Origin of the sequence: Pseudomonas sp. NPDC096925, assembly GCF_044762545.1 — a bacterium.
In the GTDB taxonomy this organism is placed as follows: domain Bacteria; phylum Pseudomonadota; class Gammaproteobacteria; order Pseudomonadales; family Pseudomonadaceae; genus Aquipseudomonas.
Genome location: NZ_JBIWEM010000003.1, coordinates 446,237 through 472,061, shown reverse-complemented (window position 1 = coordinate 472,061; position 25,825 = coordinate 446,237). Strand labels below are relative to the sequence as shown.

The 25,825-nt window shown below is 64.3% G+C and carries 25 protein-coding genes, 1 pseudogene and 1 riboswitch; of the genes and pseudogenes, 12 read left to right on the top strand and 14 right to left on the bottom strand.

What is annotated here, in order from left to right:
* The 3 genes from mexE to gspG form a co-directional block, all read right to left on the bottom strand.
* Entirely contained in the window at nt 1-1,242 is a 1,242-nt protein-coding gene (mexE, locus tag ACIQYU_RS12620; protein WP_046614310.1) for a multidrug efflux RND transporter periplasmic adaptor subunit MexE, read from the bottom strand.
* A gap of 190 nt (nt 1,243-1,432) precedes the next feature.
* On the bottom strand, nt 1,433-2,623 hold the full coding sequence (locus tag ACIQYU_RS12615) for a type II secretion system F family protein (protein WP_402800130.1): 1,191 nt from the start codon (nt 2,621-2,623) through the stop codon (nt 1,433-1,435).
* Between the two features lie 11 nt (nt 2,624-2,634).
* Nucleotides 2,635-3,060: a type II secretion system major pseudopilin GspG gene (gene gspG, locus ACIQYU_RS12610; RefSeq protein WP_063914221.1), complete on the bottom strand. Its 426-nt coding sequence runs from the start codon at nt 3,058-3,060 to the stop codon at nt 2,635-2,637.
* 184 nt (nt 3,061-3,244) lie between these two features.
* Here gspG and ACIQYU_RS12605 point away from each other — a divergent pair, with 184 nt between their 5' ends.
* From ACIQYU_RS12605 to ACIQYU_RS12590, 4 genes are all read left to right on the top strand, one after another.
* Nucleotides 3,245-3,829 carry a lytic transglycosylase domain-containing protein gene (locus ACIQYU_RS12605; RefSeq protein ID WP_207832581.1) on the top strand — a complete coding sequence of 195 codons (585 nt, stop codon included), beginning with the start codon at nt 3,245-3,247 and terminating at the stop codon, nt 3,827-3,829.
* Between the two features lie 175 nt (nt 3,830-4,004).
* Nucleotides 4,005-5,474, top strand: coding sequence for a HAMP domain-containing sensor histidine kinase (locus ACIQYU_RS12600; RefSeq protein ID WP_233687670.1), 1,470 nt, complete (start codon nt 4,005-4,007; stop codon nt 5,472-5,474).
* Nucleotides 5,475-5,761: 287 nt separating this feature from the next.
* Nucleotides 5,762-7,255 carry a HAMP domain-containing sensor histidine kinase gene (locus tag ACIQYU_RS12595; RefSeq protein ID WP_207832583.1) on the top strand — a complete coding sequence of 498 codons (1,494 nt, stop codon included), beginning with the start codon at nt 5,762-5,764 and terminating at the stop codon, nt 7,253-7,255.
* Nucleotides 7,224-8,651: a sigma-54 dependent transcriptional regulator gene (locus ACIQYU_RS12590; RefSeq protein ID WP_207832584.1), complete on the top strand. Its 1,428-nt coding sequence runs from the start codon at nt 7,224-7,226 to the stop codon at nt 8,649-8,651. The genes ACIQYU_RS12595 and ACIQYU_RS12590 overlap by 32 nt, the downstream gene beginning before the upstream one ends.
* A 170-nt stretch (nt 8,652-8,821) precedes the next feature.
* Here ACIQYU_RS12590 and ACIQYU_RS12585 read toward each other — a convergent pair whose 3' ends face one another.
* From ACIQYU_RS12585 to ACIQYU_RS12575, 3 genes are all read right to left on the bottom strand, one after another.
* Nucleotides 8,822-9,115 carry a hypothetical protein gene (locus ACIQYU_RS12585; RefSeq protein ID WP_207832585.1) on the bottom strand — a complete coding sequence of 98 codons (294 nt, stop codon included), beginning with the start codon at nt 9,113-9,115 and terminating at the stop codon, nt 8,822-8,824.
* An 84-nt stretch (nt 9,116-9,199) separates the two neighbouring features.
* Complete coding sequence (locus ACIQYU_RS12580; protein WP_063914215.1) at nt 9,200-10,552, bottom strand: GntP family permease; 1,353 nt, start codon at nt 10,550-10,552, stop codon at nt 9,200-9,202.
* Between the two features lie 111 nt (nt 10,553-10,663).
* Nucleotides 10,664-11,203 carry a gluconokinase gene (locus ACIQYU_RS12575; RefSeq protein ID WP_402800118.1) on the bottom strand — a complete coding sequence of 180 codons (540 nt, stop codon included), beginning with the start codon at nt 11,201-11,203 and terminating at the stop codon, nt 10,664-10,666.
* A 206-nt stretch (nt 11,204-11,409) separates the two neighbouring features.
* On the opposite strand from ACIQYU_RS12575, the gene ACIQYU_RS12570 reads away from it, so the two are divergent.
* The 3 genes and pseudogenes from ACIQYU_RS12570 (at nt 11,410) to ACIQYU_RS12560 (ending at nt 14,076) form a co-directional block, all read left to right on the top strand.
* Nucleotides 11,410-12,429 (top strand): LacI family DNA-binding transcriptional regulator, encoded by a 1,020-nt coding sequence (locus tag ACIQYU_RS12570; protein ID WP_207832587.1) that lies wholly within the window; start codon nt 11,410-11,412, stop codon nt 12,427-12,429.
* A gap of 291 nt (nt 12,430-12,720) precedes the next feature.
* A pseudogene (locus tag ACIQYU_RS12565) lies at nt 12,721-13,539 on the top strand (PAS domain-containing protein); the annotation flags it as partial.
* Between the two features lie 42 nt (nt 13,540-13,581).
* Nucleotides 13,582-14,076, top strand: a complete 495-nt coding sequence (locus tag ACIQYU_RS12560) for a methyl-accepting chemotaxis protein (RefSeq protein ID WP_402800378.1) — start codon at nt 13,582-13,584, stop codon at nt 14,074-14,076.
* On the opposite strand, the gene ACIQYU_RS12555 is transcribed toward ACIQYU_RS12560, so the two are convergent.
* The 8 genes from ACIQYU_RS12555 to ACIQYU_RS12520 all read right to left on the bottom strand — a co-directional run bounded on the left by ACIQYU_RS12555 (nt 14,051) and on the right by ACIQYU_RS12520 (nt 21,551).
* Nucleotides 14,051-17,323 carry a transporter substrate-binding domain-containing protein gene (locus tag ACIQYU_RS12555; RefSeq protein WP_402800116.1) on the bottom strand — a complete coding sequence of 1,091 codons (3,273 nt, stop codon included), beginning with the start codon at nt 17,321-17,323 and terminating at the stop codon, nt 14,051-14,053. The two genes, ACIQYU_RS12560 and ACIQYU_RS12555, sit on opposite strands and share 26 nt — an antisense overlap.
* 13 nt (nt 17,324-17,336) lie before the next feature.
* The gene (locus ACIQYU_RS12550) at nt 17,337-17,951 is read right to left on the bottom strand and encodes a response regulator transcription factor (RefSeq protein ID WP_233687673.1); all 615 of its coding nucleotides are present in this window, start codon (nt 17,949-17,951) and stop codon (nt 17,337-17,339) included.
* Nucleotides 17,952-18,172: 221 nt separating this feature from the next.
* Nucleotides 18,173-18,415 (bottom strand): DUF1272 domain-containing protein, encoded by a 243-nt coding sequence (locus ACIQYU_RS12545; protein ID WP_013972792.1) that lies wholly within the window; start codon nt 18,413-18,415, stop codon nt 18,173-18,175.
* 39 nt (nt 18,416-18,454) lie between these two features.
* The gene (cobM, locus tag ACIQYU_RS12540) at nt 18,455-19,234 is read right to left on the bottom strand and encodes a precorrin-4 C(11)-methyltransferase (RefSeq protein ID WP_207832595.1); all 780 of its coding nucleotides are present in this window, start codon (nt 19,232-19,234) and stop codon (nt 18,455-18,457) included.
* 31 nt (nt 19,235-19,265) lie between these two features.
* Complete coding sequence (locus tag ACIQYU_RS12535; RefSeq protein WP_207832597.1) at nt 19,266-19,652, bottom strand: cobalamin biosynthesis protein; 387 nt, start codon at nt 19,650-19,652, stop codon at nt 19,266-19,268.
* On the bottom strand, nt 19,652-20,338 hold the full coding sequence (locus ACIQYU_RS12530) for a CbtA family protein (RefSeq protein WP_233687675.1): 687 nt from the start codon (nt 20,336-20,338) through the stop codon (nt 19,652-19,654). Before ACIQYU_RS12530 ends, ACIQYU_RS12535 begins: the two co-directional genes overlap by 1 nt.
* A gap of 9 nt (nt 20,339-20,347) precedes the next feature.
* Nucleotides 20,348-20,536: a CbtB domain-containing protein gene (locus tag ACIQYU_RS12525; RefSeq protein ID WP_025339304.1), complete on the bottom strand. Its 189-nt coding sequence runs from the start codon at nt 20,534-20,536 to the stop codon at nt 20,348-20,350.
* Nucleotides 20,537-20,628: 92 nt separating this feature from the next.
* Nucleotides 20,629-20,853: riboswitch (cobalamin riboswitch) on the bottom strand.
* A gap of 218 nt (nt 20,854-21,071) precedes the next feature.
* The gene (locus ACIQYU_RS12520) at nt 21,072-21,551 is read right to left on the bottom strand and encodes a GNAT family N-acetyltransferase (protein WP_207832601.1); all 480 of its coding nucleotides are present in this window, start codon (nt 21,549-21,551) and stop codon (nt 21,072-21,074) included.
* A gap of 125 nt (nt 21,552-21,676) precedes the next feature.
* Between ACIQYU_RS12520 and ACIQYU_RS12515 the strand changes: the two genes are divergently transcribed.
* The 5 genes from ACIQYU_RS12515 (at nt 21,677) to ACIQYU_RS12495 (ending at nt 25,814) form a co-directional block, all read left to right on the top strand.
* Nucleotides 21,677-22,306: a LysE family translocator gene (locus ACIQYU_RS12515; RefSeq protein WP_207832603.1), complete on the top strand. Its 630-nt coding sequence runs from the start codon at nt 21,677-21,679 to the stop codon at nt 22,304-22,306.
* Nucleotides 22,307-22,326: 20 nt separating this feature from the next.
* The gene (locus ACIQYU_RS12510; protein WP_233687676.1) at nt 22,327-23,199 is read left to right on the top strand and encodes an alpha/beta fold hydrolase; all 873 of its coding nucleotides are present in this window, start codon (nt 22,327-22,329) and stop codon (nt 23,197-23,199) included.
* A 96-nt stretch (nt 23,200-23,295) separates the two neighbouring features.
* A complete protein-coding gene (locus tag ACIQYU_RS12505; RefSeq protein ID WP_207832607.1) occupies nt 23,296-24,183 on the top strand; it encodes a pirin family protein in 888 nt (295 codons plus the stop codon).
* 256 nt (nt 24,184-24,439) lie between these two features.
* A complete protein-coding gene (locus ACIQYU_RS12500; RefSeq protein ID WP_233687677.1) occupies nt 24,440-25,369 on the top strand; it encodes a DNA-3-methyladenine glycosylase in 930 nt (309 codons plus the stop codon).
* Between the two features lie 184 nt (nt 25,370-25,553).
* The gene (locus ACIQYU_RS12495; RefSeq protein WP_063914185.1) at nt 25,554-25,814 is read left to right on the top strand and encodes a DUF1652 domain-containing protein; all 261 of its coding nucleotides are present in this window, start codon (nt 25,554-25,556) and stop codon (nt 25,812-25,814) included.
* Nucleotides 25,815-25,825 lie beyond the last annotated feature (11 nt).

Here is a 25,825-nt window from a genome sequence, read left to right as displayed (position 1 = left end):
TTAACCGCGTGGCGCCTGGGCGCTGGCGACTTTCACGTTGTTGCCCGCCACCTTCGGCGCCGGGTTGCTGGCCTCCAGGGCCTGGCGCTGCTGGGCGAGGGCGGCGAGGGTCTGTTCGCTGGCCATCGGTGTCTCTTCCGGGGTGACCGGTGAGCCAGGGCGCACGCGCTGCAGGCCCTTGACCACGATGCGGTCGTCCTTGCCCAGGCCGCTGCGCACGATGCGCAGGCCTTCCAGCTTCGGCCCCAGCTCCACGGCGCGGTAGGCGGCCTTGTTGTCCTTGTCCATGACCAGCACGAACTTCTTGCCAAGGTCGGTGCCTACGGCTTCGTCGTTGATCAGTACGGCCTGGTACTGGGCGCTGCCCACCAGTTTCAGGCGTGCGTACAGGCCCGGGGTGAACTGGCCGTCGCTGTTGTCGAACACCGCACGGCCACGGATGGTGCCGGTGCGCGGGTTGACCTGGTTGTCGACGAAGTTCATCTGGCCCAGGTGCGGGTTGCCGGTTTCGTTGGTCAGGCCCAGGTACACCGGGGTGCTCTGGCCACGCTGCCCTTCGCGGGCCAGCTGGGTGTACTTGAGGTACACGCGCTCGTCGGCGTCGAAGTAGGCGTAGACCTTGTCGGTGGAAACCACGCTGGTCAGCGGGGTGACATCGGCGGTAACGATGTTGCCGGCGGTGAACTGTGCGCGGCTGACACGGCCGCTGATGGGGGCGGTAACGCGGGTGAAGCTGAGGTTCAGGCGTGCCAGGTCGAGCTGGGCCTGGATCGCGTCGACCCCGGCGCGGGCTTCGGCGGCGGCGCTGCTACGCGATTCGGCCAGTTCTGCGGAAATGGCGTTGCTGTCACGCAGGCGTTCGCCACGGCGGGCTTCGTTGGCGCTGCGGATGGCGGTGGCCTTGGCCTGCTGCAGTTGGGCTTCGAGGCGGCGGACCTCTGCCTGGAACGGGCGTGGGTCGATCTGGAACAGCAGGTCGCCTTTCTTGACCTGGGCGCCTTCAGTGAAGGCTACCAGGTCGATCTGGCCGGAGACCCGTGGCCGCACCTCGACGGTTTCCGGGGCTTCGAGGCGGCCGGTGAACTCATCCCATTCGTTGATCGGTTGCTCGATCACCTTGGCCACACTGACCTTCGGCGCGGCGGGAGCCTGCACCGCGTCGGGGGTTCGACCGCAAGCGCTGATCACCACCACTGCCAGGGCAGCGAGGGGGAAGCGCAAGGGTTTGAGTGATTGTTCCATGGAGAACTCCGCCAATGTATTAGTAGTGGGCGGAGTGTGAGTGTGTTGCGCGTGATGCACGAATCGAACGGGCCGAAGGTTATTATCACGATGAATGATATGTGTGGATCAATCATCGATCTTGGGCATGTGTCGGGCCCAGGCCTTGCGCCGCGTAACCTGTGCGCGCGGCAGTCTGGGGCCTGGCGCTTCAGTGAATGCTCGAGGCCAGTTCGAAGATCGGCATGTACATCAGGATCACGATCAGGCCGATCAGCAGGCCGATGAAGGTCATCAGCAGCGGTTCGAACAGCTTGACGAACCATTCCACCCAGCGGCCGATTTCCTGGTCATGGAAGTCGGCGCAGCGCTCCAGCATCTCGCCCAGGTTGCCGGACTGCTCGCCGGCCCGCAGCAGGCGCAGTGATACCGGCGTGACCAGTTGCCCGGCCTCCAGCGCGTCGGACAGCGGCAACCCTTCGCCGACCCGCTGGCTGGCCTGCTCCAGGCCCTGGGCTGAGGCACTGCCGAGCAAACCACGGGCCATGCCCATGGCGGTGAGGATGGGGATGCCACCTTGCAGCAGGATGCCCAGCGAGCGGTAGAAGCGCGCCAGTTCGTATATCATCAGGCGTTGGTGCAGTGCCGGCAGGCGCCGGACCTGGCAGGAAGCCCAGCGCCGCACCCGTGGCTGGCGGCGCAGCAGCCACAGCGCCGTGACCGCGCCAAGGCTGCCCAGCGCCAGCGGCAGCTGCTGGGCATGCAGGAACAGGCCGATCTGCATCAGTAACCGTGACAGCCAGGGCAGTTCGGAGCCCATGCCCTCGAATACCTGGCTGAAACGCGGCACCACGTAGCCAAGCAGGAACAGCACCACGCCACCGCCCACCAGCAATAGCAGCAACGGGTAGACCGAGGCACCCACCAGTTTCTGCCGTACCAGGTCCAGGCGCTGGCGGTAGCTGATGTAGCGGGCGAGGGCGTCGCCGAGCGCGCCGGTACGCTCACTGGACTGCACCAGCGCCACGTACAGCGGTGGGAACACCCGTGGCTGCTGGCCCAGGGCCTGGGACAGCGAGCGGCCTTCGTACAGTTGGCGGACCAGCTCGGCGAGCACTTTGCGCGTTGCGGCTGCGGGTGCCTTTTCCGCCAGGCTCTCCAGCGCATCGATCAGCGGCAGGCCGGCGTTGAGCAGGGTCGAAAGTTCCTGGCTGAACAGTACCAGGTCAAAACTTGCCTCGCGGCGCCAGGCCATGCCGCGCAAGGCGCCGCCGTGGCCACGCAGGCTGAGCACGCGCAGGCCCTGGTCCTCGACCTGGCGGCGGGCCTGGTCGGCGTCCTCGGCGTCGATCTGCAACTGCACCACACCCTGCCTGCCCAGGGCCTTGAGGCTGTAGCGCATGGCCGCTCCCCCTATTGCCAGCTGGTGATTTCGGCGTTTTCCCCATCGCCACCGGGCTGGCCATCCTTGCCCATCGACAGCAGGTCGTACTCGCCGCCATTTTCGCCGGGTTGCCGGTAGATGTACGGGCGGCCCCACGGGTCCTGCGGCACGGCCTTCTGCAAATACGGGCCGGTCCAGCGGGCTTCGCCACTGGGGGCAACCACCAGGGCCTGCAGGCCTTGCTCACTGTTGGGGTAGTGGCCGACTTCCAGGCGGTACAGGTCCAGGGCCTTGCTCAGCCCCTCTATTTGCGCCCGCGCCACCTTGGCCTCGGAGCGACCGAGCTGGCTGAAGTACTTGGGCGCGACGATACCGGCCAGCAGGCCGAGCACTACCAGCACCACCAGGAGTTCAAGCAGGGTGAAACCATGTTGGGGGTTGGTTCTGCGCTGCATGGTGAAGCCCTCCGCTGCATGGGGACAAGCTTTTGCAGGCCCCATGCAACAGCCGTGCACGCCTGCCTCGGGGCCTTGCAGCATGCGGTACGGAAAGCGGCACAGTGCTTGCGTCGTGGTCATTGACCGCGGATTTTCCGGGGCATATTCCCCAACATTGGGGGACCACGAAGAGGCGACCGACATGCGTGGACTCATTCTCGGTTTGATCTGGCTGGTGGCAGGTGCTGCCCAGGCCGATGTGTACATTTCCATCGATGCCAAAGGCAGCTACATACTGACCAACGTCCATCGACCCGGGCGCCTCTATGAAACGGTGATCAGCGAGCCGAAGACCCTGGCCGGCCCCGCCAATGCGCAGCTTATAACCGGCCGTCCGTACGCCAAGCTGGTCGCCGCCGCGGCGCGCACCTACGATGTGCCCCCGGCGTTGCTGCATGCGGTGATCAAGGCCGAGTCCGGCTACAACCCCAAAGCCCGTTCACCGGCGGGCGCGGTGGGGTTGATGCAACTGATGCCGGATACCGCCCGCGAGATGGGCGTGGAAAACCGCCTGGACCCGGAAGACAACGTGCAAGGCGGGGCCCGCTACCTCAAGCGCATGCTCAACTTGTTCGACAATGACATCACCTTGGCCGTGGCGGCCTACAATGCCGGTCCTGACGCGGTACTGCGCCGTGGCGGGGTACCGCCGTTCGCCGAGACCCGGCGCTATGTGCCCAATGTGCTGCGGGAGTACCGCAGGTTGCAGGGGGTGGTGGGTGATTAGTCTTTGCAACTTTCCCTGTGGGAGCGCGCCAGCATCTGGGTTTTCTACCTGGCAGGCGCACTCGCAAAAAAAGAGAAGGAAACAATACCCTTCGGCGGATGCCGCCAAGCTAACCCGATGGTTTCCCCAACTGTGGGCTATAACCTTCTGAAGGTGCCCAGTTGTGGAGTCCGCCATGGACATCGCCCCTCGTTCCGACACTATGGAAGTACTTGCCGGTAGCGAGTTGGCCACCCCACGCAAGCCGTTCAACCTGCTGCGCTGGTACGCCTGGGTCAGCCTGGCCATCATCCTCTCGGTGGCGGCCGGGCTGGGTCTGATTTCCAGCCGTTTCATCATCGACGAGAGCATCGAGCGCGATGCTTTGCTCACCGCACAGTTCATCACCTCCATCGCCGATGCCGAAGTGCGCCATGTGTCGATCCCAAATGTGCGCACCATGGGTGAACTGCTCGATCCGCGCACCGACCGCGCCAACCTGCTTGATGTCGACCCGGACGCCCGGCGCAGGGCGCGTGGCGAGTTCCTCGACCACATCGCCCACCTGCCCGACATGCTGCTGGCCAACATCTATGCCCCGGACCGGACGGTGATCTGGTCCAGCAACCCGGCGCTGGTTGGCAAGCTGATCGAAGGCGACGAAGACCTGGAGCAGGCCTTCGAGTACAAGATGCGAGTCTCGGCCAGCTACCACAACTTCGAACAGGCCCGCGCCGAGCAGAAGTTCGTCAGCCCACCTGAGCAGTTGTTCATCGAGAACTACATTCCGCTGTTCGATGCTGATGGTGAGCAGGTCACGGCGATGGTCGAGATCTACAAGGAGCCCCATGACCTGATCGAGCGCATCGAGCATGGCCTGATCCTGATCTGGCTGGCGATCACCGTCGGCGCCGGCCTGGTCTTCGTCGGCCTGTACGGCATCATGCACCGCGCCGCGCGTCTGCTGGCGGTGCAGCAGAAGCGATTGATCAACAACGAAACCTACGAGGCACTGGGTGAGGTGTCCTCGGCGGTGGCCCATAGCCTGCGCAACCCGCTGGCCAGCATCCGCTCCAGTGCCGAACTGGCCCAGGCGTTCGACGATGGCCCGGCGCAGCGCAATGTCAACGACATCATCAGCCAGGTCGACCGCATGTCGCAGTGGATTCGCCAGATGTTGCAGTCATTGCGCCCGCTCAACGATGAGGCAGTGGCGGTGGATTTGCCGCTGGCATTGCAGGAAAGCCTGCAGACCTATGCGGTGCCGCTTGCGCGCAGCGGCGTGAGCCTGGACCTGCAACCGTTACCCGCGGTGCAGGTACTGGGGCACCCGGCGTTACTGCGGCAGATTTTCAGCAGTCTGATCGCCAACGCCCTGGAGTCGATGGAGCAGGGTGGGCGGTTGCGGGTCGAGGTGGTGCGCCATGACCGGCGTAGCCTGACCCTGCGCCTGTCCGACAACGGCAAAGGCATGACCGAAGAGCAGCAGCGCATGGCCTTCCGGCCTTTCTTCACCACCAAGCAGGGAGGGTTGGGTGTAGGCCTGGTGTTGGTGAAGCGCATCATGGAACGTTTCGGCGGCACCGTCCGGCTCAGCAGCAGTGAAGGCCATGGCACCCGGGTTTTGTTGAGTTTCCGGTTGTTCAAAACTCATGATTTACATTAATTAATGCATATATCTTATTGATTATAAAGAAATTATGTTTTTTGGGTAAAAACCCCCAAATGTGGGGGTTGTTCCTCCATGTCAATTTATGAGTTGTTTGTAAATGATTGAAAAATAACAATAAAAATGATTTGTCAGATGGCTGGCGGAGTTCTTGCAATGGACCAGGCAGAGCGCAACACACGACAAAATGGCAGCTGCGGCTGCACGGGTGGAGTGCTATCAATTGGCTATTGTTCGTAGCCTTGATGCATTTCTGAACGGACGCCCTGCGCGGGAAGCATGCGATGCAGATGCTGGAAAACAAAGTTCCCGACAACGCCAGTACTACCGCCACCGGTGTGGCCGTGCCCTTGCGCGAATTCAATCTGCTGCGCTGGTTTTCGGTCATCAGCCTGCTGATCATCGCTTCGGTGGCGGGCGGGCTGGGTTATGTGTCGACACGTTTCGTGGTACGCGACAGCGTCGAGCGCGATGCCATGCTCACCGCCCAGTTCATTCAGGCTATGGCCCAGGCCGAGGTGCGCCATTCGCAGCTGCCGCCGGGCACCACCATGGGCGAGTTGCTTGACGCGCGCCTGGACCAGCAGCACTTGCAGTTCACCCCGGCGCTGGCCGAATCGACCCGGGTCGAGTTCCTCGACCATGTCGAGCACCTGCCGGACATCTTGCTGGCCAACGTCTATGCCCGCGACCGCACCATCGTCTGGTCGACCAACCCGGAGCTGATCGGCGAGCGCATCGAGGCCGATGGCGACCTCGACCGCGCCTTCCGCTCGCGCAAGGCGGTGTCGGCCAGCTACCACCAGGCCGAGGATGATCGCGAAGAGCAGAAGTTCCAGCGTGAGCCACGCTATCTGTTCATCGAGAACTACATCCCGCTGTTCGACAGCCAGGGTGAGCAGGTGCTGGCCATGGTGGAAATCTACAAGGAGCCGCAGGACCTGGTCCGGCGCATCCAGCGCGGCTACGTGCTGATCTGGGCCTCGACCCTGGTGGGCGGGGCGCTGATCTACTTCGGCCTGTTCTGGATCGTGCGCCGCGCGGCGCAGTTGCTGCACTTGCAGCAGGACCGGCTGGTGGCCAGTGAAACCTATGTGGCCCTGGGCGAGATGTCCTCGGCGGTGGCGCATAGCTTGCGCAACCCGCTGGCCAACATTCGCTCCAGCGCCGAGCTGGCCCAGGAAATCGCCAACCCCGCGGCGCAGAAGAACATCACCGACATCATCAGCCAGGTCGACCGCATGTCGCGTTGGGTGCGGGACCTGCTGGTGTCGTTGCGCCCGACCAGTGACGAGGCCGAGGCCGTAGACCTGGTGACGGCCATAGAGGATACCCACCTGGCCTTCGCCCAGCAGATCGAACGCAACGGCGTGCGTTTCTGCTACGAAGGGCCCGGGTCACAATGGGTGGCCAGCCAGCCGCTACAGCTCACGCAAATTCTCAACACCCTGTTCTCCAATGCCCTGGAAGCCATGCCCGAAGGCGGCATGTTGCGCGCCCAGGTCAATGCGCAGGATGGGCAGCGTGCCGAATTCGTCCTTAGCGATACCGGCAAGGGCATGAGCCAGCAGCAGGAACGGATGGTGTTCAAGCCGTTCTACACCACCAAGCAGGGCGGCCTCGGCGTAGGCCTGGCCCTGGTCAAACGCATCATGGAACGTTTTGGCGGCTCGGTCAGCCTGAGCAGCCGCGAAGAGGAAGGAACCCGCGTAAGCCTCACATTCAATATCGCAGCGGGAGGGGACCATGGAGCACAGCATCCTGGTAGTCGAGGATGATGAAATTCTCGCCGACAACATTCGCACCTACCTCAGCCTCAAGGGCTTCGAGGTCACCGTATGCAACAGCGCGGAGCTGGCGCTGGAGCAGATCAAGCGGGCCCAGCCCGATGCGGTGCTGACCGACAACTCGCTGCCGGGCATGAGCGGGCACGACCTGCTGCGCACCTTGGTGGCGCAGGTACCGAACCTGAAAGTGATCATGATGACCGGCTATGGCAATGTCGAAGATGCCGTGCAGGCAATGAAGGAGGGTGCCTTCCATTACCTGAGCAAGCCGGTGGTGCTGGCCGAGCTCAAGCTGACCCTGGACAAGGCGCTGGCCGCTGAACGCATGGAGCGCACGTTGTCGTTCTACCAGGAGCGCGAGGCGCAGAAGTCCGGTTTGCAGGCGTTGATCGGCGAATCACCGGCGATGCTCACCCTCAAGCACACCCTGCGCCAGGTGCTGGATGCCGAGCGGCGCATGGCCAGCGACGACTTGCCACCGGTGCTGATCGAAGGCGAGACCGGTACCGGTAAAGAGCTGGTGGCCCGCGCCTTGCACTTCGATGGGTCGCGCAGCAAGGGGCCGTTCATCGAGTTCAACTGCGCCTCGATCCCGGCCAACCTGCTGGAGGCCGAACTGTTCGGCCACGAGAAGGGCGCCTTTACCGATGCCAAGGAGCGTCGGGTGGGCCTGGTGGAAGCTGCCGATGGCGGCACGTTGTTCCTCGACGAGATTGGCGAGATGGACCTGGTGCTGCAGGCCAAGCTGCTCAAGTTGCTGGAAGACCGCAGCATCCGCCGGATCGGCGCGGTGAAGGAGCGCAAGGTCGACCTGCGGGTGATCAGTGCTACCAACTGCAACCTGGAGCAGATGGTGCAGCAGGGCAAGTTCCGCCGCGACCTGTTCTTCCGCCTGCGCATCATTGCCCTGAAGGTGCCGCGCCTGTATTCCCGCGGGCAGGACGTGCTGCTTCTGGCGCGGCATTTCCTGGCCCATCATGGGCGGCGTTATGGCAAACCGAACCTGCGCTTTTGCGCCGAGGCGGAAAAGCTGATGCTCGGTTACAGCTGGCCAGGCAATGTGCGCGAACTGCGCAACATGCTGGAGCAGACCGTGCTGCTGGCACCGAACGAGGTGGTACAGGCGCATCAGCTGAACCTGTGCATGACCCTGATCGACGAGCCGCTGGTGCAGCAGGCGGCGCCTGCGGTGTTCGAAATGCCCCGGCACGAACCGGAGCTCGGCACCAGCCTGCCGGACATGGAGCGCGATCTGGTCTGCAAGACCCTGGACCGCACGGACTGGAACGTGACCAAGTCGGCGCGCATGCTCGGGCTGTCGCGGGACATGCTGCGTTACCGGATCGAGAAGCTGGGGCTGACCAGGCCGGACAAGCGCCAGTGGTGAGCATCGGCTAAAGGGGCGTACAGGGCTGCGCATAACCCATTGAACCAGCAGGGCCCCTGTGGGAGCGGCTTTAGCCGCGAACACCGGCGCAGCCGGTGCCATGCACCGCGTTGGATTCTTCGCGGCTAAAGCCGCTCCCACAGGGGCCGCGAAACATTCAGGATCATTGATCAACGCTGGGTATCGGCTGCTCCCTGCCGCCCGGTACCTTCCGAGCCACTGCCATCCATCCCCGGCAAATCCCGGTTGTCATTCTGTTCAGCTGGCGGGCTGTCCGGGTCGTTGCCCTTTATGCGTGGGTCGGTATCCCGCGGCATGGGCTTTTCGATCGGGTTGAGGGTGCTGTCCGCGCCCGGCTTGGGCGCCGGGTTGTGCGGGTCGTCGGGGTAGGTGGGGCCGGTGCCGGCAGCCAGGGCCAGCGGCGTGGCGAGCAGGGCAATCAGCAGGATGCTTGAGCGGGGCATGGCAGGCTCCTTTGCTTCTGGTAGGGCTGATACTTACCTTCGGCCCTACCCGAAGCTTCAAGGTGCCATTACCCCGATCAACGGTTACACCACCAGCGACAGCAACATGATGAAGATGATGCCGACGATCGACAGGATGGTCTCCATCATGCTCCAGGTCTTGAAGGTTTCCGCCACGGTCATGTTGAAGTACTGCTTCACCAGCCAGAAGCCGGCGTCGTTGACATGGGACAGGATCAAGGAACCTGCACCGGTGGCCAGCACCAGCAGTTCACGGTTGACCCCCGGCACCAGGTCGATCACCGGTGCGACGATGCCCGCGCCGGTGATGGTGGCGACCGTGGCGGAACCGGTGGCGATGCGGATTACCGCCGCTACCAGCCAGGCCAGCATGATCGGCGAAATCTCCGCCTGCACGGCCATCTGCCCGATCACATTGCCCACGCCAGTGTCCACCAGCATCTGCTTGAAGCCGCCACCGGCACCCACGATCAGCACGATCGCCGCGGTCGGAGCCAGGCTCTGGTCAAGCATCTTCATGATCTGCTGGCGGTTGAAGCCACGGGCCGCGCCGAAGGTGTAGAAGGCCAGCAGCAGGGCGGCGAGCAGGGCGGTGATGGGGTGGCCGATCAGGTCCATCCACTGGCGCACGATGTGCTCGGCGGGCAGCACCACGTCGGCGAAGGTCTTCAGCAGCATCAGCACCACCGGCAGCAGCACGGTGACCAGGGTGATGGTGAAGCTCGGCAGGTTGCCCTGGTCGGACTCCTTGGCGATCTGGTCCATCAGTTCCTGGGACGGGGTACCCGGGATGTAGCGGGAAATGAAGTTACCGAACAGCGGGCCGGCGATGATGGCGGTAGGCAATGCCACGATCAGGCCATAGAAGATGGTCTTGCCGATGTCGGCATGGAAGATGCCGATCGCCAGCAGTGGGCCCGGGTGCGGGGGCACCAGGCCGTGCACCACCGACAGGCCGGCCAGCAGCGGAATGCCGATCTTGATCAGCGACACGCCCGAGCGCCGGGCGACGATGAACACCAGTGGAATCAGCAGCACGAAGCCGATCTCGAAGAACAGCGGGATGCCCACCAGGAAGGCGGCGAACATCATGGCCCAGTGCACGTTCTTCTTGCCGAAGGCGCGGATGAGGGTTTGCGCGATCTGGTCGGCGCCCCCGGAGTCGGCCATCAGCTTGCCGAGCATGGTACCCAGGGCGAGCACGATGCCGACGAAGCCCAGCACGCCGCCAAACCCATCCTGGAACGATTTCATGACCTTGGCCACCGGCATGCCGGAGGTCAGGCCAAGGAAGCCGGCCGCGATCGTGAGGGCGACGAAGGGGTGAACTTTGAAGTGGGTGATCAGCAGGATCAGCCCGACGATGGTAACCAGCGCGTCGAGCAGCAGGAAGGTATCAGTAGCCAGTCCGAACATGGTTTGAAGGCCTCGGTCTTATCGTTGTTTTGGCGTAGCTTTTTTGGAACTTTGCGCGCGTTTACGGGGCAGGGTAGCGCTGTCTTTAGTGAACCAGGAAAGTCGGCAAGGTCAGGCCGTTTGTGCCAGGCCCCGCTCACCGCGGCCCTTTAGCCAGCTGTCCACCGCTTCGGCAAGCGCTTCGATGGGCTGGGTGGCGTCAAGCGCCAGGGTCAGGGGTTCGCCGTGTGGCGGTTCCAGCGCAGCGAACTGGCTGTCGATGAGGCTCGCCGGCATGAAATGCCCGGGGCGGGCCAGCACGCGTTTTTCGGCCTCGGCGGGCGACAGTTCGAGGAACACGAACACCAGCCCCGGCATGGCATCGCGCAGGGTGTCGCGATAGCGGCGCTTGAGGGCTGAACAGGTCAGGATCGGACGGTCCCCAGCCTGGGTCGTGGCTTGTAGTTCCTGACCAAGACGCACCAGCCAGCCGGCACGGTCGCTGTCGTCCAGAGGGATGCCAGCGCTCATCTTGCGGATGTTTTCGGCAGGGTGGAAAGCGTCGCCTTCGATCAGGCGGCCGCCACTTCGGGCGGCAATGGCAGCGCCGATGCAGCTTTTGCCGCAACCGGCCACGCCCATCACCACGATGGCGGACAGGGGAGAATTCATCAGTACCTCCTGCGGGTGAGACAGCGCTGTCTCGTCGTCGACGAACAGCCACCTCCCCGGTGTTATTGATCTTGTCCTTACGCAGTATGGACGCTTGGCGGCGAGCGCGTGATGGCGGCTACCAAAGATTACATTGCCTGCGTCCTGAGACAGCGCTACCTTAGTGGCCGTTCCCTTTCCTTGCAAGTAGTAAAATTACAACACTCATGTCCCGCACCGGCTCCCGTACCACAGGTCGTCCCACCCTGGCAGAAGTTGCCAAGCTTTCCGGGGTTTCCCCGATTACCGCCTCGCGCGCCCTGCGTGGGGTCAGCACGGTCGCGCCAGAGCTGGTCGAAAAGGTCGTTGCGGCTGCAGCGAGCCTGGGTTATGTGGCCAATCCGGCGGCCCGGGCCCTGGCTTCGGCACGCAGCCAGTCGGTGGTGGTGTTGATTCCGTCGCTGTCCAACCAGCTGTTCATCGACACCCTGGAAGCCATTCATGAGGTCATGCGCCCGCGCGGGCTCGAGGTGCTGATCGGCAACTATCACTACGACCTTGCCGAGGAAGAGAACCTGATCCGCAATTACCTGGCCTACCAGCCTTGCGGCATGCTGCTGACCGGTTTCGAGCGCAGTGAGGGATCGCGGCAGATGCTGGCGGCCAGTGGCGTGCCCTGCGTGCACATGATGGAACTGAATGGCGAGGCCGGGGCCTTGTCGGTCGGCTTTTCGCAGCAGCAGGCCGGGCGCGCTGCGGCCCGCCACCTGATCGAGCGCGGGCGCAAGCGCCTGGCATTCATTGCCGCGCAGCTCGACCCGCGGGTGATGCAGCGTGCCGAGGGGTTCCGCCAGGCGTTGGCCGAGGCCGGCTTGCAGGCGGCCGAGCTGGAGGTGCTGGCGCCGGAGCCTTCTTCCATCGCCTTGGGCGGCGCGCTGTTCAGCCAGCTGCTGCAGCAGGCGCCGGATGTCGACGGTATCTTCTTCTGCAACGACGACCTGGCCCAGGGCGCGGTGCTGCAGGCATTGCGCCAGGGCGTGGAGGTACCGCGACAGGTGGCGATGGTCGGTTTCAACGACCTGCCGGCTTCGGCGCACATGGTGCCGCGGCTGACTTCGATTCGCACGCCTCGGGCCGCCGTGGGGCGCGGCGCGGCTCAGGCGCTGCTGGCGTTGCTCGATGGCAAGCGGGTAGCAAATGCGCAGCAGGACCTGGGCTTTGAGTTGATGGTGCGAGAGAGTTCCTGAGCTCGTCTTGAGGGGTGGGGTGGTTTCGAGACCGAGCGCCGCCCGCGCGGCGCATCGCGAGCGAAGCTCGCTCCTACATCTGTTTCGGGCCAATTATTCCTGAGGCAGAGGCGCGCGGCCCTTTGGCGTCCACCTCGATATCGTGCGAAACAAACAAGGCGGTCGCGCGCGCTGGTGCAGGCGTTACTGGCCCGAAACAAATGTAGGAGCGAGCTTCGCTCGCGATGCGCCGCGCGGGCGGCGCTCGATTTCACAGGCGCCACAAAAAACACGACTTACACCAGGCGAACTATGCTCAGGACACCGCGCATACAGGAGCCCGGCGTCATGTTCGATTTCCACCGCAAGTCCGACCTGGTAGAGATCCAGCGCAGTCATCAGGCCTTGGCCAGCTTGCAGGCCAAACTGGCGGCGATCAGCCGTTCGATGGCGATGATCGAGTTCGCCCCCGACGGCACAATACTCGATGCCAACGAGCGCTTCTGCCAGGCCATGGGCTACAGCGCCGATGAGTTGCGCGGCAAGCACCACCGGCTGTTCTGCGATCCGGACTACGCGAAAAGCGCCGAATACCAGCAACTGTGGCGTGAACTGGGGCAGGGCAAGGCTATCAGCGGTACCTTCGAGCGCATCGACAAGGCTGGCCGCGAAGTCTGGCTGGAAGCCAGTTACATGCCGGTACTGGATGAGCAGCGCCAGGTCAGCAGTGTGATCAAGGTGGCATCCGACATCAGTCAGCGGGTGGTGGAGGAGCACGAGAGCGAAAGCCTGCTAAAGGCCATCAGCCGCTCCATGGCGGTGATCGAATTCACGCCGCAGGGCCGGGTGATCAAGGCCAACCAGAACTTTCTCGACACCATGGGCTATCGCCTGGACGAGGTGGTCGGCCGCCATCACGGGCTGTTCTGCCTGGCGCATGAGCGCGAATCGGCCGAATACCGCGAGTTCTGGGCGTCGCTCAACCGAGGCGAATACCATTCGCACCGTTTCCAGCGCATCGACAAACATGGCCAGACGGTCTACCTGGAGGCGTCCTACAACCCGATCTTCGACAGCAAGGGCCGCTTGTACAAGGTGGTGAAGTTCGCCAGCGACATCACCCGCCAGGTCAGCACCCAGCAAAGTGCCGCCGATGCTGCCCATGCCAGTTCGGTGCAGACCGACGCCTGTGCGCGCAAGGGCACCGAGGTGGTACAGCAGGCGGTGCAGGTGATCGAGCAGATTTCCCATGAGCTCGACGACGCTGCACGCAGTATCGATGCGGTGAGCAAGCAGTCGGATGTGATCGGGCAGATCGTGTTGACCATCCGGGGCATTGCCGACCAGACCAACCTGCTGGCCTTGAACGCAGCCATCGAGGCGGCCCGCGCCGGCGAGCACGGCCGCGGTTTTGCCGTGGTGGCCGACGAGGTGCGCAACCTGGCGGCGCGAACCAGCAAGGCAACCCTGGAAATCGTCGATGTGGTGAGGCAGAACCACGACCTGTCACTGTTGGCTGTAGCCAGCATGCAGTCGAGCCTGAAGCGCACCGGTGATGGCGTGGCGCTGGCCAACGAGGCTGGCACGGTGATCATGGAAATCCAGCAGGGTTCACGGCACGTGGTGGATGCCATCAGCCAGATCAGTTCGACGCTTCAATTGAACTGAGCGCATCACCCAGCTCGTCCAGCAAGGCCTCCAGGCTGGCTTGTAATTGCAGGCGCAAGTCAGCCGTCGACAGGCCTTGGCCGTGGGCCTGTTCGATGGCTTCGCAATCCTTGACCAGCGTGCGCACCTTGAGCATCTTTGCCCCACCCTTGATCCGGTGAGCCAGTGCGCGCACCGCCTCGCCGGGGGCGTCTGCTGCCAGTGCACGCAAGGTGCCCAGGTCTTCGCTGATGCTTTGCGACAGCTGTTCCAGCAAATGCCGAATCAGTTGTTCGTCGTCCTGGGTCAGGTGGCGCAATTCGCTCAGGTTGAAGCCGCTGCCGGGCCGCGCCGGCGGCTGTTGCCGGGCAAGGGCCTGGGGCAGGTGGGTCTTGAGCGTGCGCAAGCCAATCGGTTTGAACAGGCATTCGTCCATGCCGCTGGCCAGGCAGCGGGCACGCTCTTCGGCCTGGGCGTTGGCGGTGACGCCGAGAATCCGGCATGCCGCCAGGCCGCGCTCGCCCTCGAGGTTGCGGATGCGGCGGGTCAGTTCATGGCCATCCATGACCGGCATGCTGCAATCGGTGATCACCAGGTCAAAGCGCGCTGCCTGCCAGCGCGCCAGAGCGATTTCGCCGTTTTCCGCCAACGTCACGTGGTGCCCCAAGGTCTGCAGTTGCCGCTCCAGCAGCAGCAGGTTGGCGGGGTAGTCGTCGACCACCAGTATGTTCAACGGGCCGCTGCTGCTTTCCAGCACCGGGGCGTGCAGTTGCACCTGCTCCGGTGCTGCGCAGGCGGGCAGTTGCAGGTTGACCTGCACCTTGGTGCCAACGCCTTCGACGCTCTGCAAGCCCAGGTTGCCGCCCATCAGCTCGGCCAAGGTGCGGCTGATGACCAGCCCCAGGCCGGCGCCCTGGCGTGCTCGAGGGCCGTCGGCCTGGACGAAGGTATTGAACAGCCGGGCCTGGTCGGCCGGGCTGATGCCGATGCCGGTGTCTCGCACACTCAGTTCCACTGCCAGGTGGTCGTTGTCGGGGGGCGTGGGCAGCAGCAGGCTGGCGTGGACTTCGCCGCGATCGGTGAACTTGATGGCGTTGCTGATCAGGTTGGACAAAACCTGCTTGAGTCGTAGCGGATCAGCCAGCACCCAGACCGGCGCAGCCGGCAGTTCGCTGTGCAAATGCAGGCCTTTGGCCCTTGCATTGCCTTCGAACACCCGCACGGTGGCACGTACCAGTTCGACCAGGTTGGTGGGCACCGGCTGCAGGGTGATATGCCCGGATTCGATGCGGGAAATGTCGAGAATATCGCCAATCAGTTCAAGCAGGCCGATGGCCGAGTCATGGGCGGTCTGCAGGGTCTGGGTGTCGCAACGGCCGCCGCGGCTGTCTTCCAGGGCCAACTCCAGCAGGCCGATCACGGCATTCATCGGGGTACGGATTTCATGGCTCATGGTGGCCAGGAAGGTGCTCTTGGTCTGGCTGGCCTGTTCGGCGTCGTCCTTGGCCTGGCGCAGTTGTTCGAGCAGGCCGCGGCTCAGCGCCAACTGGGCTTGCAGCGCGTGCTGGGCCTCGGTGCGCTGGTTGATCAGCTTGCGCAGGTAGCTGTTCCAGAACACCACCCCGGCCAGCAGCAAGGCCGACAGCACCAGCACCTGCAGGGCCAGGGTGCGGTAGTCACGCCAGAGGCTGTCACTGACCAGGGTACTGGTGCGCCAGCGGTTGACCAGCTGGTCCAGCTCTTCGGGTGGAATGCTCAGTAGTGCCTTGTCGAGGATTGCCTGCAGCTGGGGTTGGTCCGCGGCCACGGCGAAGGCGGCGACAGCCGGGTCGTCGTCGAGCACACTGGCGATGCGCAGGCGGTCCTTGAATACATGGCTGATGTAGTAGGCGGCATTGATATGGCTGCTCAGGGCGACGTCGGCGGCACCGTTGGCCACGGCTTCCATCAGGCCGAGCGGGTTGTCCACTTCGACCATCCTGGCCTGCGGGTAGCGTTGTTGCAGCAGGGCCCGTTGCGGCGAGCCGCGCACCAGGGCGATGCGCTGGCCATCCAGCGCCTTGGCCTGCGCCGGTGATGCGTTGTCGCCGCGGGTGACCAGCACCCGCGGGCTGACCAGGTAGGGGCGGGTATAGCGCAGTTGTTTCGAACGGTCCGTACCGTAGCCCAATGCGCCGATCATCTGCGCATCGCCGCGTGCCAGACGCTCGACCATTGCCTGTGCCGAAGTGCTTTCGACCGGCTTGAAATGCAGCCCCGTGCGCAGCGAGATCTGCTTGAGCAGGTCGAGGGTAATGCCACTGGGGTGGTGCTGGGCGTCGTTGAAGGTCAGCGGCGCCAGCGATGTGTTGACCAGTACGCTGATGCTGGGGTTGGCAGCGATCCAGGCTTCTTCTTCTGCGGTCAGGTCGGTGACGTGGCGCTGCAGCAGCAGGCTGGTGTTGCCGCTGCCCCAGCGGCGCAGGATGTTCAGGCGTTCGCTTTCGCTGATGCGCGCCAGCGCCTTGTCGACCAGTTGGCGCAGGCGCGGGTTGTCACTGGCCAGGGCAAAGGCAAACGCCCCAGGGGCGACCTGGCAGAAATGGTCGATCTTCAGCGTGCCCTGGTAACTCTTGCCAATCGCGAAGTCGGTACTGATGGCATCGCCCAGGTAAGCGTCGGCCTCGCCCAGTTCGACCGCGGCCAGCCCGGCCAGGGTCGAGCGATACAGGCTCAATTGCGCCTTGGGGTACAGGGTGCGGACGCTACTGGCTGGCAGGTAATGATCGACCATGGCCAGGCGCAGGCCGGCAAGGTCGGGCGTGTTTTTCAGGCTGTGCCCCTCGCGGGTGACGATGACCGGCAGGTCGTCGGCATAGGCCGCACTGAGGCTGAGCTGGGCATCCGCCGCCTCGAAGGCGTTGGAGCTGCCCAGCAGGTCGATTCGGCCCTCGCGTAGCGCAGCGATGGCTTCGTGGCGGCTGTCGTAGCGTCGCACTTCGATAGGGATGCCCAACTGTTCAGCAATGATGCCTGCGTAATCGGCGCTCAGGCCTTCGTAGTCGCGCTGGCTGATATTGATTTCGAGCGGTGGGTAGTCGGGCCGCGAACTGCCCAGCACCAGGTGCTGGCGTTGCTGTAGCCATTGCCGCTCGTCGTGGGACAGCGCGAGTGGGGCGGCGGCGCTGACCGAGCGGGCCAGCAACTGGCGAGGTTCGCTGTTGGCCAGCAGCGCGCCGGAACCGGCCAGGCCGATGGCCAGGAGGGCGCTTGCCAGCAGGCGCTTCATCGCCGTCAAGTGCTCAGCAGATGCCGTTGCGCTTGGCCAGGTCGACCATTTCAACCAGCGATTCGGTCTTGAGCTTTTCCATGATGCGGCCCCGGTAGGTGCTGATGGTCTTGGCACTGAGGTTCATGCAGGTGCCGATATACTTGTTGCTCTCGCCGCGCGCCAGGCGCCGCAGCACTTCCATTTCCCGGTTGGACAGGCTGGCCAGGCGCACCGGCTCGCTTTCCAGCGAGTTGCTGTTGACCGACATCTGCGGGAAGGTCGAGTAGCCCTTGACCAGGGCCTTGAGGGCGAACAGCAACGCCTCGTGGTCTTCTTCCTTGGTCACGAAAGCGCCGATACCGGCATCCAGACAGCGCCGGACATACAGGTCGGTGGCCTGGCCGGTCAGTACCATGATCTTGGGGACCGGCTCCAGGCATTGCAGGCGCTTGATCACTTCCATGCCGTCCAGGCCGGGCAGGCCGATGTCGAGAATGACCACGTCCGGGCGCAGTTCGCGGGCCACCTGCGCCACCTCGCTACCATTGCCGACCTCGCCGATGACATGGAAGCGCTCGCGTTCGAGCAACATGCGCAAGGACAGCCGGACGATGGGGTGGTCGTCGACGATCAGCACGGTAGTCATGAGGAAAACTCCTGTCGGGGTGTGGTCCGCTTCCTGGATCACTCAGGAATACGTCTGCAAGTGGGGTTATCGGAAGCGCTGCACGATACGACCATTCCCGAAATTTGGTAATGCCGAGTATAGAAGTGTTGAAAGTCCTCGCGCTTGTTGTTGAAAAGTCCTACAAAAAAGGGGAAAGACATCACCCTACCAAAGCGGCAATGTCTGTTTTTTGAGGTCGGTCAAGCGCAGGCGGAGTGCGATTTGCTCACGCGCTGGGTCGAGGCGGGGTTGTTGGCCAGCGCCTGGCCGACCCGTGTCGGGCGTGCCACCAACTGGCCAGTGCAGTTCGGGCAACGGCCCTGGAAACGGGTTTCGGCGCAGGTACGGCAGAAGGTGCATTCGAAGGAGCAGATCAGCGCGTCGGGGCTGTCACCCGGCAGGTCGGTATCGCAGCACTCGCAGTTGGGGCGTAGGTCGAGCATGGGCATGACTCCTGTTTGCAGGCGGGAACCTGGAGTCTGCTACGTCCGCGGCGAAGCTGGCAATGCCTGGTCGCCAGGGCGATACAGGTGGGCGTGCCCCGCGCGGTACAAGGCTGATTCGGCAAACGGTGTGTCGCCCAGTACGTGGCCCACCAGGATCAGCGCGGTGCGCCGGAAGTCTTTGGCCGCGACACGTTCGACGATATCGCCGAGGGTGCCGCGTGCCCAGTCCTGGTCCGGCCAGGTGGCGCGATGCACCACCGCCACCGGGCAGTGCGCGCCGTAGTGCGGCAACAGTTCATCGACGATACGCGACAGGTGCTTGACCCCCAGGTGAATCGCCAGGGTGCTGCCGTGGCGCGCCAGGTCGCCCAGTTGTTCGCCGGGCGGCATTGGCGAACTGTCGCCATAGCGGGTGAGGATAACGGTCTGCGCGACCTGCGGCAGGGTCAGTTCGCAGCCGAGCAGGGCGGCGCTGGCCGCCGTGGCGGTGACCCCGGGGATGATCTGGTAATCGATGCCCAGCGCCTGCAGGTGGCGGATCTGCTCACCGATGGCGCCGTACAGGCTGGGGTCGCCACTGTGTACCCGGGCTACATCCTGACCTTGCTCGTGCGCGCTGCGCATGGCGGCAATGATCTGTTCCAGGTGCAGTTCGGCACTGTTGATCACGGTCTCGGCCTGGTGGCCCTCGAGCACGGCGGCCGGCACCAGCGAACCGGCATAGATGATCACCGGGCACTGGCGGATCAGCCTTTGACCCTTGACCGTGATCAGTTCCGGGTCGCCGGGGCCGGCGCCGATGAAGTAGACCGTCATGGAAAGTCCTTGCAAGAAAGAGGGGGAACGTTCAACAGGCCAGGGCGAGGGTGGCCGGGCCCAGTACCTGGCGCGTCAGCAGCAAACTGGCCGTGCCAAGCCGCTGACTTGCCAGGGCCAGCGCCGCACTCTCGGCCACGCCCCAGCAGCCGCTGTGGGTATGGGCTGTGGCGGAACGGTGGCTGAGTTGGTGTTCGTAGGGTTGCAACTGCGCGGTATCGTACAACACCAAGGGCACGTCGAGGCGTTCGGCCAACTGCTGCAAGCCGGCTTCGTCGGCCTTCAGGCCGATGCTGGCGATGCCATGCAGGTCGGCCAACGCCAGGCCCTGGTTGTCCAGGGCCTGGCGTAGCAGGGTTTCCAGCGTATCCGCCGGGCAACCCCGGCGGCAGCCGATGCCGGCGTAAAAGGCTGGCATCAGGCCTTGCTGGAGCGTCGGAACAGCCAGGCGCTAAGCAGGCCCAGGGCCAGCCAGAAGGCAGCGTTGGTCAGCCAGGAGGCCACTTTGAACTGGGTTTCCAATGCGGCAGGGGCCAGGCTCTCGTGCACCTCGGGTTGCGGTGCACCGATTACATGGGGAATGACCAGCAACACGGCACCCAGCGCCTTCAGCAACCAGTGGCGGGCGAACACCAGCAGGGCCAGGCCCAGCGCAGTGGCACTGGCGGTGCCGACCCACCAGGCCTGGCGTTGTCCCAGGTCGGCGGCTGCGGTACCTGGCAGTTCCGGCGGCAGGCCCAGGGTCGGGGCCAGGCAGAACACGGCAAAGCCGGCCAGGCCCCACAACGCACCGGTGGCGGCACGCTTTGGTTCGCGCAGGTTGTAAAGGGCGGTGAGGATCAGGGCGAAACCGACCGCGACCACCAGGTTGCCGCCGGTGGTGGACAGTACCCGCTGCCAGCCGTCTTCCGGCGACCAGGCTTCGGCGCTGTGTTCATGGGCGGCCACTTCGCCAGCATGTTCGTGCTGGGCGGCCGGGGCCGCGGACTCGTAGGTTTCTGCCTCAAGAATCAGCGGGGCGACCCAGAAGCTTTGCAGCAGGGTCAGCAGCAAGGCCGCCAGTAGCCCGCTGAAGCCCGCGGTACGGGCAATGCGTGTGATCATCGGGCGTACTCAGTGGCAGGGGAAGGCGGCGCTGTGGCGGGTGTCGTGGGCGGCGTTGTGCACGGCCTCGATGTGCGAGAAGCCGGCGAAGTACACCAGGCACAGGCCCAGCAGGCTGGCGCCCACGGCGATGACGACACGCTGGCTGAGGGTGACGGGGGTGGTGATGCTATGTTGCTTGGCGCTGGTGACGGGCATGACGCGTTCCTCTGCTTTTTGTGGGCAATGGGCAAGCGCGGCAGCCCCGAGCGTGGCGGCCCAGGGGAATGCAACAGCGCCCGCCCACCGCGGGGTGTTCATGAACGCCAGGCCGGTCTCCGGGCTTGCGAGGAGGAGCCAGGCTCCTGGAAGGCGTCACCTTCCCATGCCGGGTGACCGGGCACAGTGGCAAAGACGCTTCGCTCGCTTACCGTTGCGGGGGCAGCACCGGCCTTGTCCGGCCCTGCTGGAGGGCCTGCGACGCACCGGTTTCCCGTTTCACCCCCATGGGGGGCACCTGAACGCGAGGCATAAGGAGAGCATGGGGCGGGGCTGGCGTCAATTGCCAGAATTGAGTTTGCGGGGGCTCCGGGCATCCTGTGGGAGCGGCTTCAGCCGCGAAGAATCCAACGCGGTGCATGGCACCGGCTGCGCCGGTGTTCGCGGCTGAAGCCGCTCCCACAGTGCCCCTGCCGAGTGATGCGCAGTTCCAGGAGAGCGGGCTTGACCGGAAACCGGACGCAAGCGCCCCCGGTTATCCCCGGGCAAACGCCGCCAGCTTGTCCCCATCCAGCCGGTAGCGCACCCACTCATCCTGCGCCTCGGCCCCCAGCTTCTGGTAGAAGCCGATCGCCGGTTCGTTCCAGTCCAGCACGCTCCATTCCAGCCGCCCGCAATTATTCGCCACTGCCTCGCGGGCAATGTGTTGCAGCAACTGTCGCCCGGCGCCGTCGCCGCGTTGCTCAGGGGTGATGTACAGGTCTTCCAGGTAGATGCCGTTGCGACCTAGCCAGGTCGAGTAGCTATAGAAATACACAGCAAAGCCGATTGCCCGGCCATCGCGTTCGCAAATCAGGCTGTGCACGGTGCTGCCCTCGCCAAACAGGCTGTATTCGATATCGGCAACGCTCGCGATCACCTCGTGGCGGGCGCGTTCGTACTCGGCCAGCTCGGTAATGAAGGCCAGGATCTGCTCGGCATCGGCGCGTACGGCAGGGCGAATGGTGAGACTCATGGTGACGGCTTCCTTGGTCTGGTGGTAGCGGTACAGCGATGTGTATCTACATAATTTAGTAGAACTGTACCGGTCGCAGAGGAGGGCGACTCCATTAGTGTGACAGGACCCATAAAGAATGTGGAATGCCTGCCATGCTTGCCTCTGCCGACCTGCTGACCGCCTTCGTGCTGTTTGCCTTTGTATCTTCCATCACGCCTGGCCCCAACAACACCATGCTGCTGGCTTCGGGGGTGAACTTCGGCGTGCGCCGCTCGATCCCCCATGCCATGGGTATCAGCGTCGGGTTCATGGTGATGGTGCTGGCTGTTGGCCTGGGCCTGGGCGAGGTGTTCAAGGCCTGGCCGCCACTGTACACGGTTCTGCGCTACACCGGCGCCACCTACCTGTTGTACCTGGCCTGGAAGATCGCCACCTCCGGGCCGGTCGGCACAGCCTCGTCCAGTGCCCGCAAACCGCTGGGCTTCTGGGGGGCGGCGGCATTCCAGTGGGTAAACCCCAAGGCCTGGGTGATGGCAGTGGGGGCAATCACCACCTACACGCCGGCGCAAGGCTATGTAACCAACGTTATTGTCATTGCCGCCTTGTTCGCCTTGGTCAACCTGCCCAGCGTGGGGGTGTGGGTGATGTTCGGCAGTGCCCTGCGCAACCTGTTGCAGAACCCGCGCTGGCTGATGCTGTTCAATGTCCTGATGGCCTTGTTGCTGGTGATTTCACTGTACCCGCTGCTGTTTGTAGAATCGGCGTTTTCCTGACCTGCGAGTACAGTAAGCCGATGCAGTTGATTCCCTGGTCCCACGAATGCGCCGAAGGCTTCACCCTGCGTGGTTGGCGAACCCCGGCCAGTGGCAGGCCGCTGCTGCACTTTCTGCACGGCAACGGCTTCTGCTGCCTGGCCTACCAACCGTTGCTGATGCGCCTGGGCGAGCATTTCGACCTGTGGCTCAGCGATGTCCAGGGCCATGGTGACAGTGACCATGGCGGGGTGTTTCGTGGCTGGAACCGTACCGCTGCGTTGGCAGTGGACGCTTTCGAAGCCGGACGAGGCGAGTATGGCGACGTGCCGCGCTTTGCCGTGGGCCACAGCTTCGGTGGCGTACTGACCGGCCTGATCCTGGCCAGTGAACCGCAACTGTTCAGGCGTGCGGTGCTGCTTGACCCGGTACTGTTCAGCCGGCGCATGCTGGGTGTAATGGGGGTTGCAGCCCTGGTCGGCTTGCACCAGCGTCATGCCCTGGCGCGCAAGGCCGCCAGCCGTCGCAGCCACTGGCCTGACCGCGAGGCAGCCCTGGCTTCGCTGCAAGGGCGGGGGATCTTCAAGGGTTGGACCGATGCGGCGCTGCGGGCCTACATCGAGCATGCCATTGGCGACTGTGGCGAAGCGGTGGTGCTCAAGTGCCGGCCCAGCCGCGAAGTGGAAATCTTCAGTTCGTTCCCCAAGCGCATGTGGGCAAGCCTTACGGCGATCCGCACGCCCACGCGGGTGCTGTATGGCGAGCACACCTACCCCTTCGTGCCCCATTCGGTGAACCGCCTGGCGGCGCTCAACCACAACGTGACCGCACAGCAGGTTGCCGGCGGGCACTGCTTCATGCAGGAAGACCCGGCCACGGCTGCCGAACAGGTGCTCGGTTTCTTGCAAGGCTAATTGTTCCATTGGTGGAACGATGAATGCCAATCCAGCCAGCTACCGCCTGATTGGCGTCATTGATAAGGTTGTCTCAACCAAGAGAGGAGCCTTCTCATGAAAACGATTCTGGGTGTTCACCGCAGTCCTCATGCCCACTGGGTAGGTGATGGCTTCCCGGTGCGCAGCCTGTTCACCTACGACAACCTGGCCAGCAAGATCAGTCCGTTCCTGCTGCTGGACTATGCCGGCCCTCATGACTTCACCCCCACCAGTGCGCGGCGCGGCGTTGGCCAGCATCCGCACCGCGGCTTCGAGACCGTGACCATCGTTTACCAGGGCGAGCTGGAGCACCGTGACTCCACCGGCGCCGGTGGCTTGATCGGCCCCGGTGACGTGCAGTGGATGACGGCTGCCAACGGCATCATCCATGAAGAGTTCCATTCCCCGGGTTTTGCCCGCAGTGGCGGTACGCTGGAGATGGTACAGCTGTGGGTCAACCTGCCGGCGCGGGACAAGCGCGCAGCGGCTGGCTACCAGACGCTGCTGGCCGAGGACATCCCGGTGGTGGCGCTGGACGGCGAGGGCGGTAGCCTGCGGGTGATTGCAGGTGACTATCGTGGCCACTCTGGGCCGGCGCGGACCTTTACCGCCATGGATGTCTGGGACCTGCGCCTGAATGCCGGTGCAGCCTTGCAGTTGCCGGTGGCCGCCGGGCGCAATGCGGCGCTGGTGGTGTTGCGCGGCAATGTGCGGATCAACGGCGAGCGCGAAGCCGGCCCATCCAGCCTGGTGCTGCTTGACCGGAGCGGTGAGGACGTTGCCGTCGAAGCGCTGGAAGGTGCCAGCCTGCTGCTGCTCAGCGGTGAGCCGATCGACGAGCCGATCGTGGGTTATGGCCCGTTCGTGATGAACAGCCAGGCAGAGATTGCCGAGTCGTTCGACGACTTCCATGCCGGGCGGTTCGGGCAGATGCAGGATGCGCGGGACGGTGCGGCGCATTGACCCTGGTTGATTGAATGGCTTGTCCGGCCCTGTCGCACAGATAACCGAATTTGCAAGCGATCCTCGTACCCTGTGCGAGCGGCTTCAGCCGCGAAGAATCCAACGCGGTGCATGGCACCGGCTGCGCCGGTGTTCGCGGCTAAAGCCGCTCCCACAGGGGCCCTGCCAATTCAATGAGTCATGTGCAGTTCCATGAGAGCTGGCTTGCCGGCGACAGGGCCGGCACAGGCATTAGATTTGCTGGCATGATGAAGCCATGCCCAAGCTAACTCCTTTGCACGCCGTGCGCCGATCATTGCCCACCCCCGGCCACCACACCCTGTGGCTGCGCTACCGTGCTCCTTACCACTGGCCCTCGACCCTGGCCTTCCTTGCTGCACGCTGCATCCCCGGCATCGAGACCTGCTTCGATGGCACCTACCGGCGTACCCTGGTGGTTGCCGGCCGCCACGCCGTGCTGCACGCGACACCTTCGGGCAGCCAGCACCTGCGGGTCCGCCTTGAAGGCGTCCCGGCGCTTGCGCTACCCGGCCTTGTCGCCAGGCTGAGGCGGGTCTTCGACCTCGATGCCGACCCCGCTCGCATCAATGCCGAACTGTCCCGCGATCCACTGATGGCCTGCCTGATACAGCAGCGCCCAGGCCTGCGCGTGCCACAAGGCTGGGACGCCTGTGAGCAGGCCATGCGCACTGTGCTGGGCCAGCAGGTCAGTGTGGCCGGGGCAATGACCCTGGCCGGCCGCCTGGTGCAACGCCACGGCGTGGCCCTGCGCCGGTCCGCACCGGGCCTGAGCCATGTGTTCCCGGCGCTGCCGGTATTGGCAACTGCGCAGTTCGACGGCATGGGCATGCCGCGGGCGCGCGCTGCCACCTTGGGCACGCTGGCCAGTGCCTTGCTGGCCGAACCGGGGCTGCTACGCAGCGGGCAGGTGCTGGACGAATTGCTACGCAACCTGTGCCAACTCAAGGGTATCGGCCCCTGGAGCGCGCACTACCTGGCGCTGCGCCAGGCCGGCGCGGCCGATGCCTTGCCGCTGGGCGACGTGGCGCTGGTCAAGGCGTTGCGCTTGCTCGAAGGCGATGACGCCCAACTGGCGCAAAGAGCCCTGGCCTGGCGACCGTGGCGGGCCTATGCGGCCCAGCACCTGTGGGCATCGCTGGGGCCTGCCGGGACCGCTCGTCGTTAAGTCTGCCATTGCGTTCGAACCCTCCGCCTGCGCAAGCGATCTTCCACTAAGGTGCTAGAGGATTCCCCGCACGATCATTGCCCCGGCGCATGGACGCCTGCCCGGGCATGCGCAATATCAATTGGCGCCTCGCCTGACAAAGGCGTACTCACACAACAGGCCATCCCACAGAGAGGGTCGTACCATGTCGTTGATAGGAGTTTCGATGCTAGAAATGCGGCAGATGATCGAGCAGGCCTGCCTGCCCGACCGTTGTGAAGTCAGCTGCCCGGACGGCGCCAACCTGACCATCCGCCTGGGTCAGGGCCAGAGTCTCGATGAGGGCGTGACCCTGAGCGGGGTTCCGCTGCAAAGCCTCAACAGTTGCCGTGACCTGGTCAACCTGGTCGGGCAGCTGCACGCGCTGCGTGACAGCCACCCGGCGCCGCTCAAGGCGATTGCCTGAGCACGCCCACC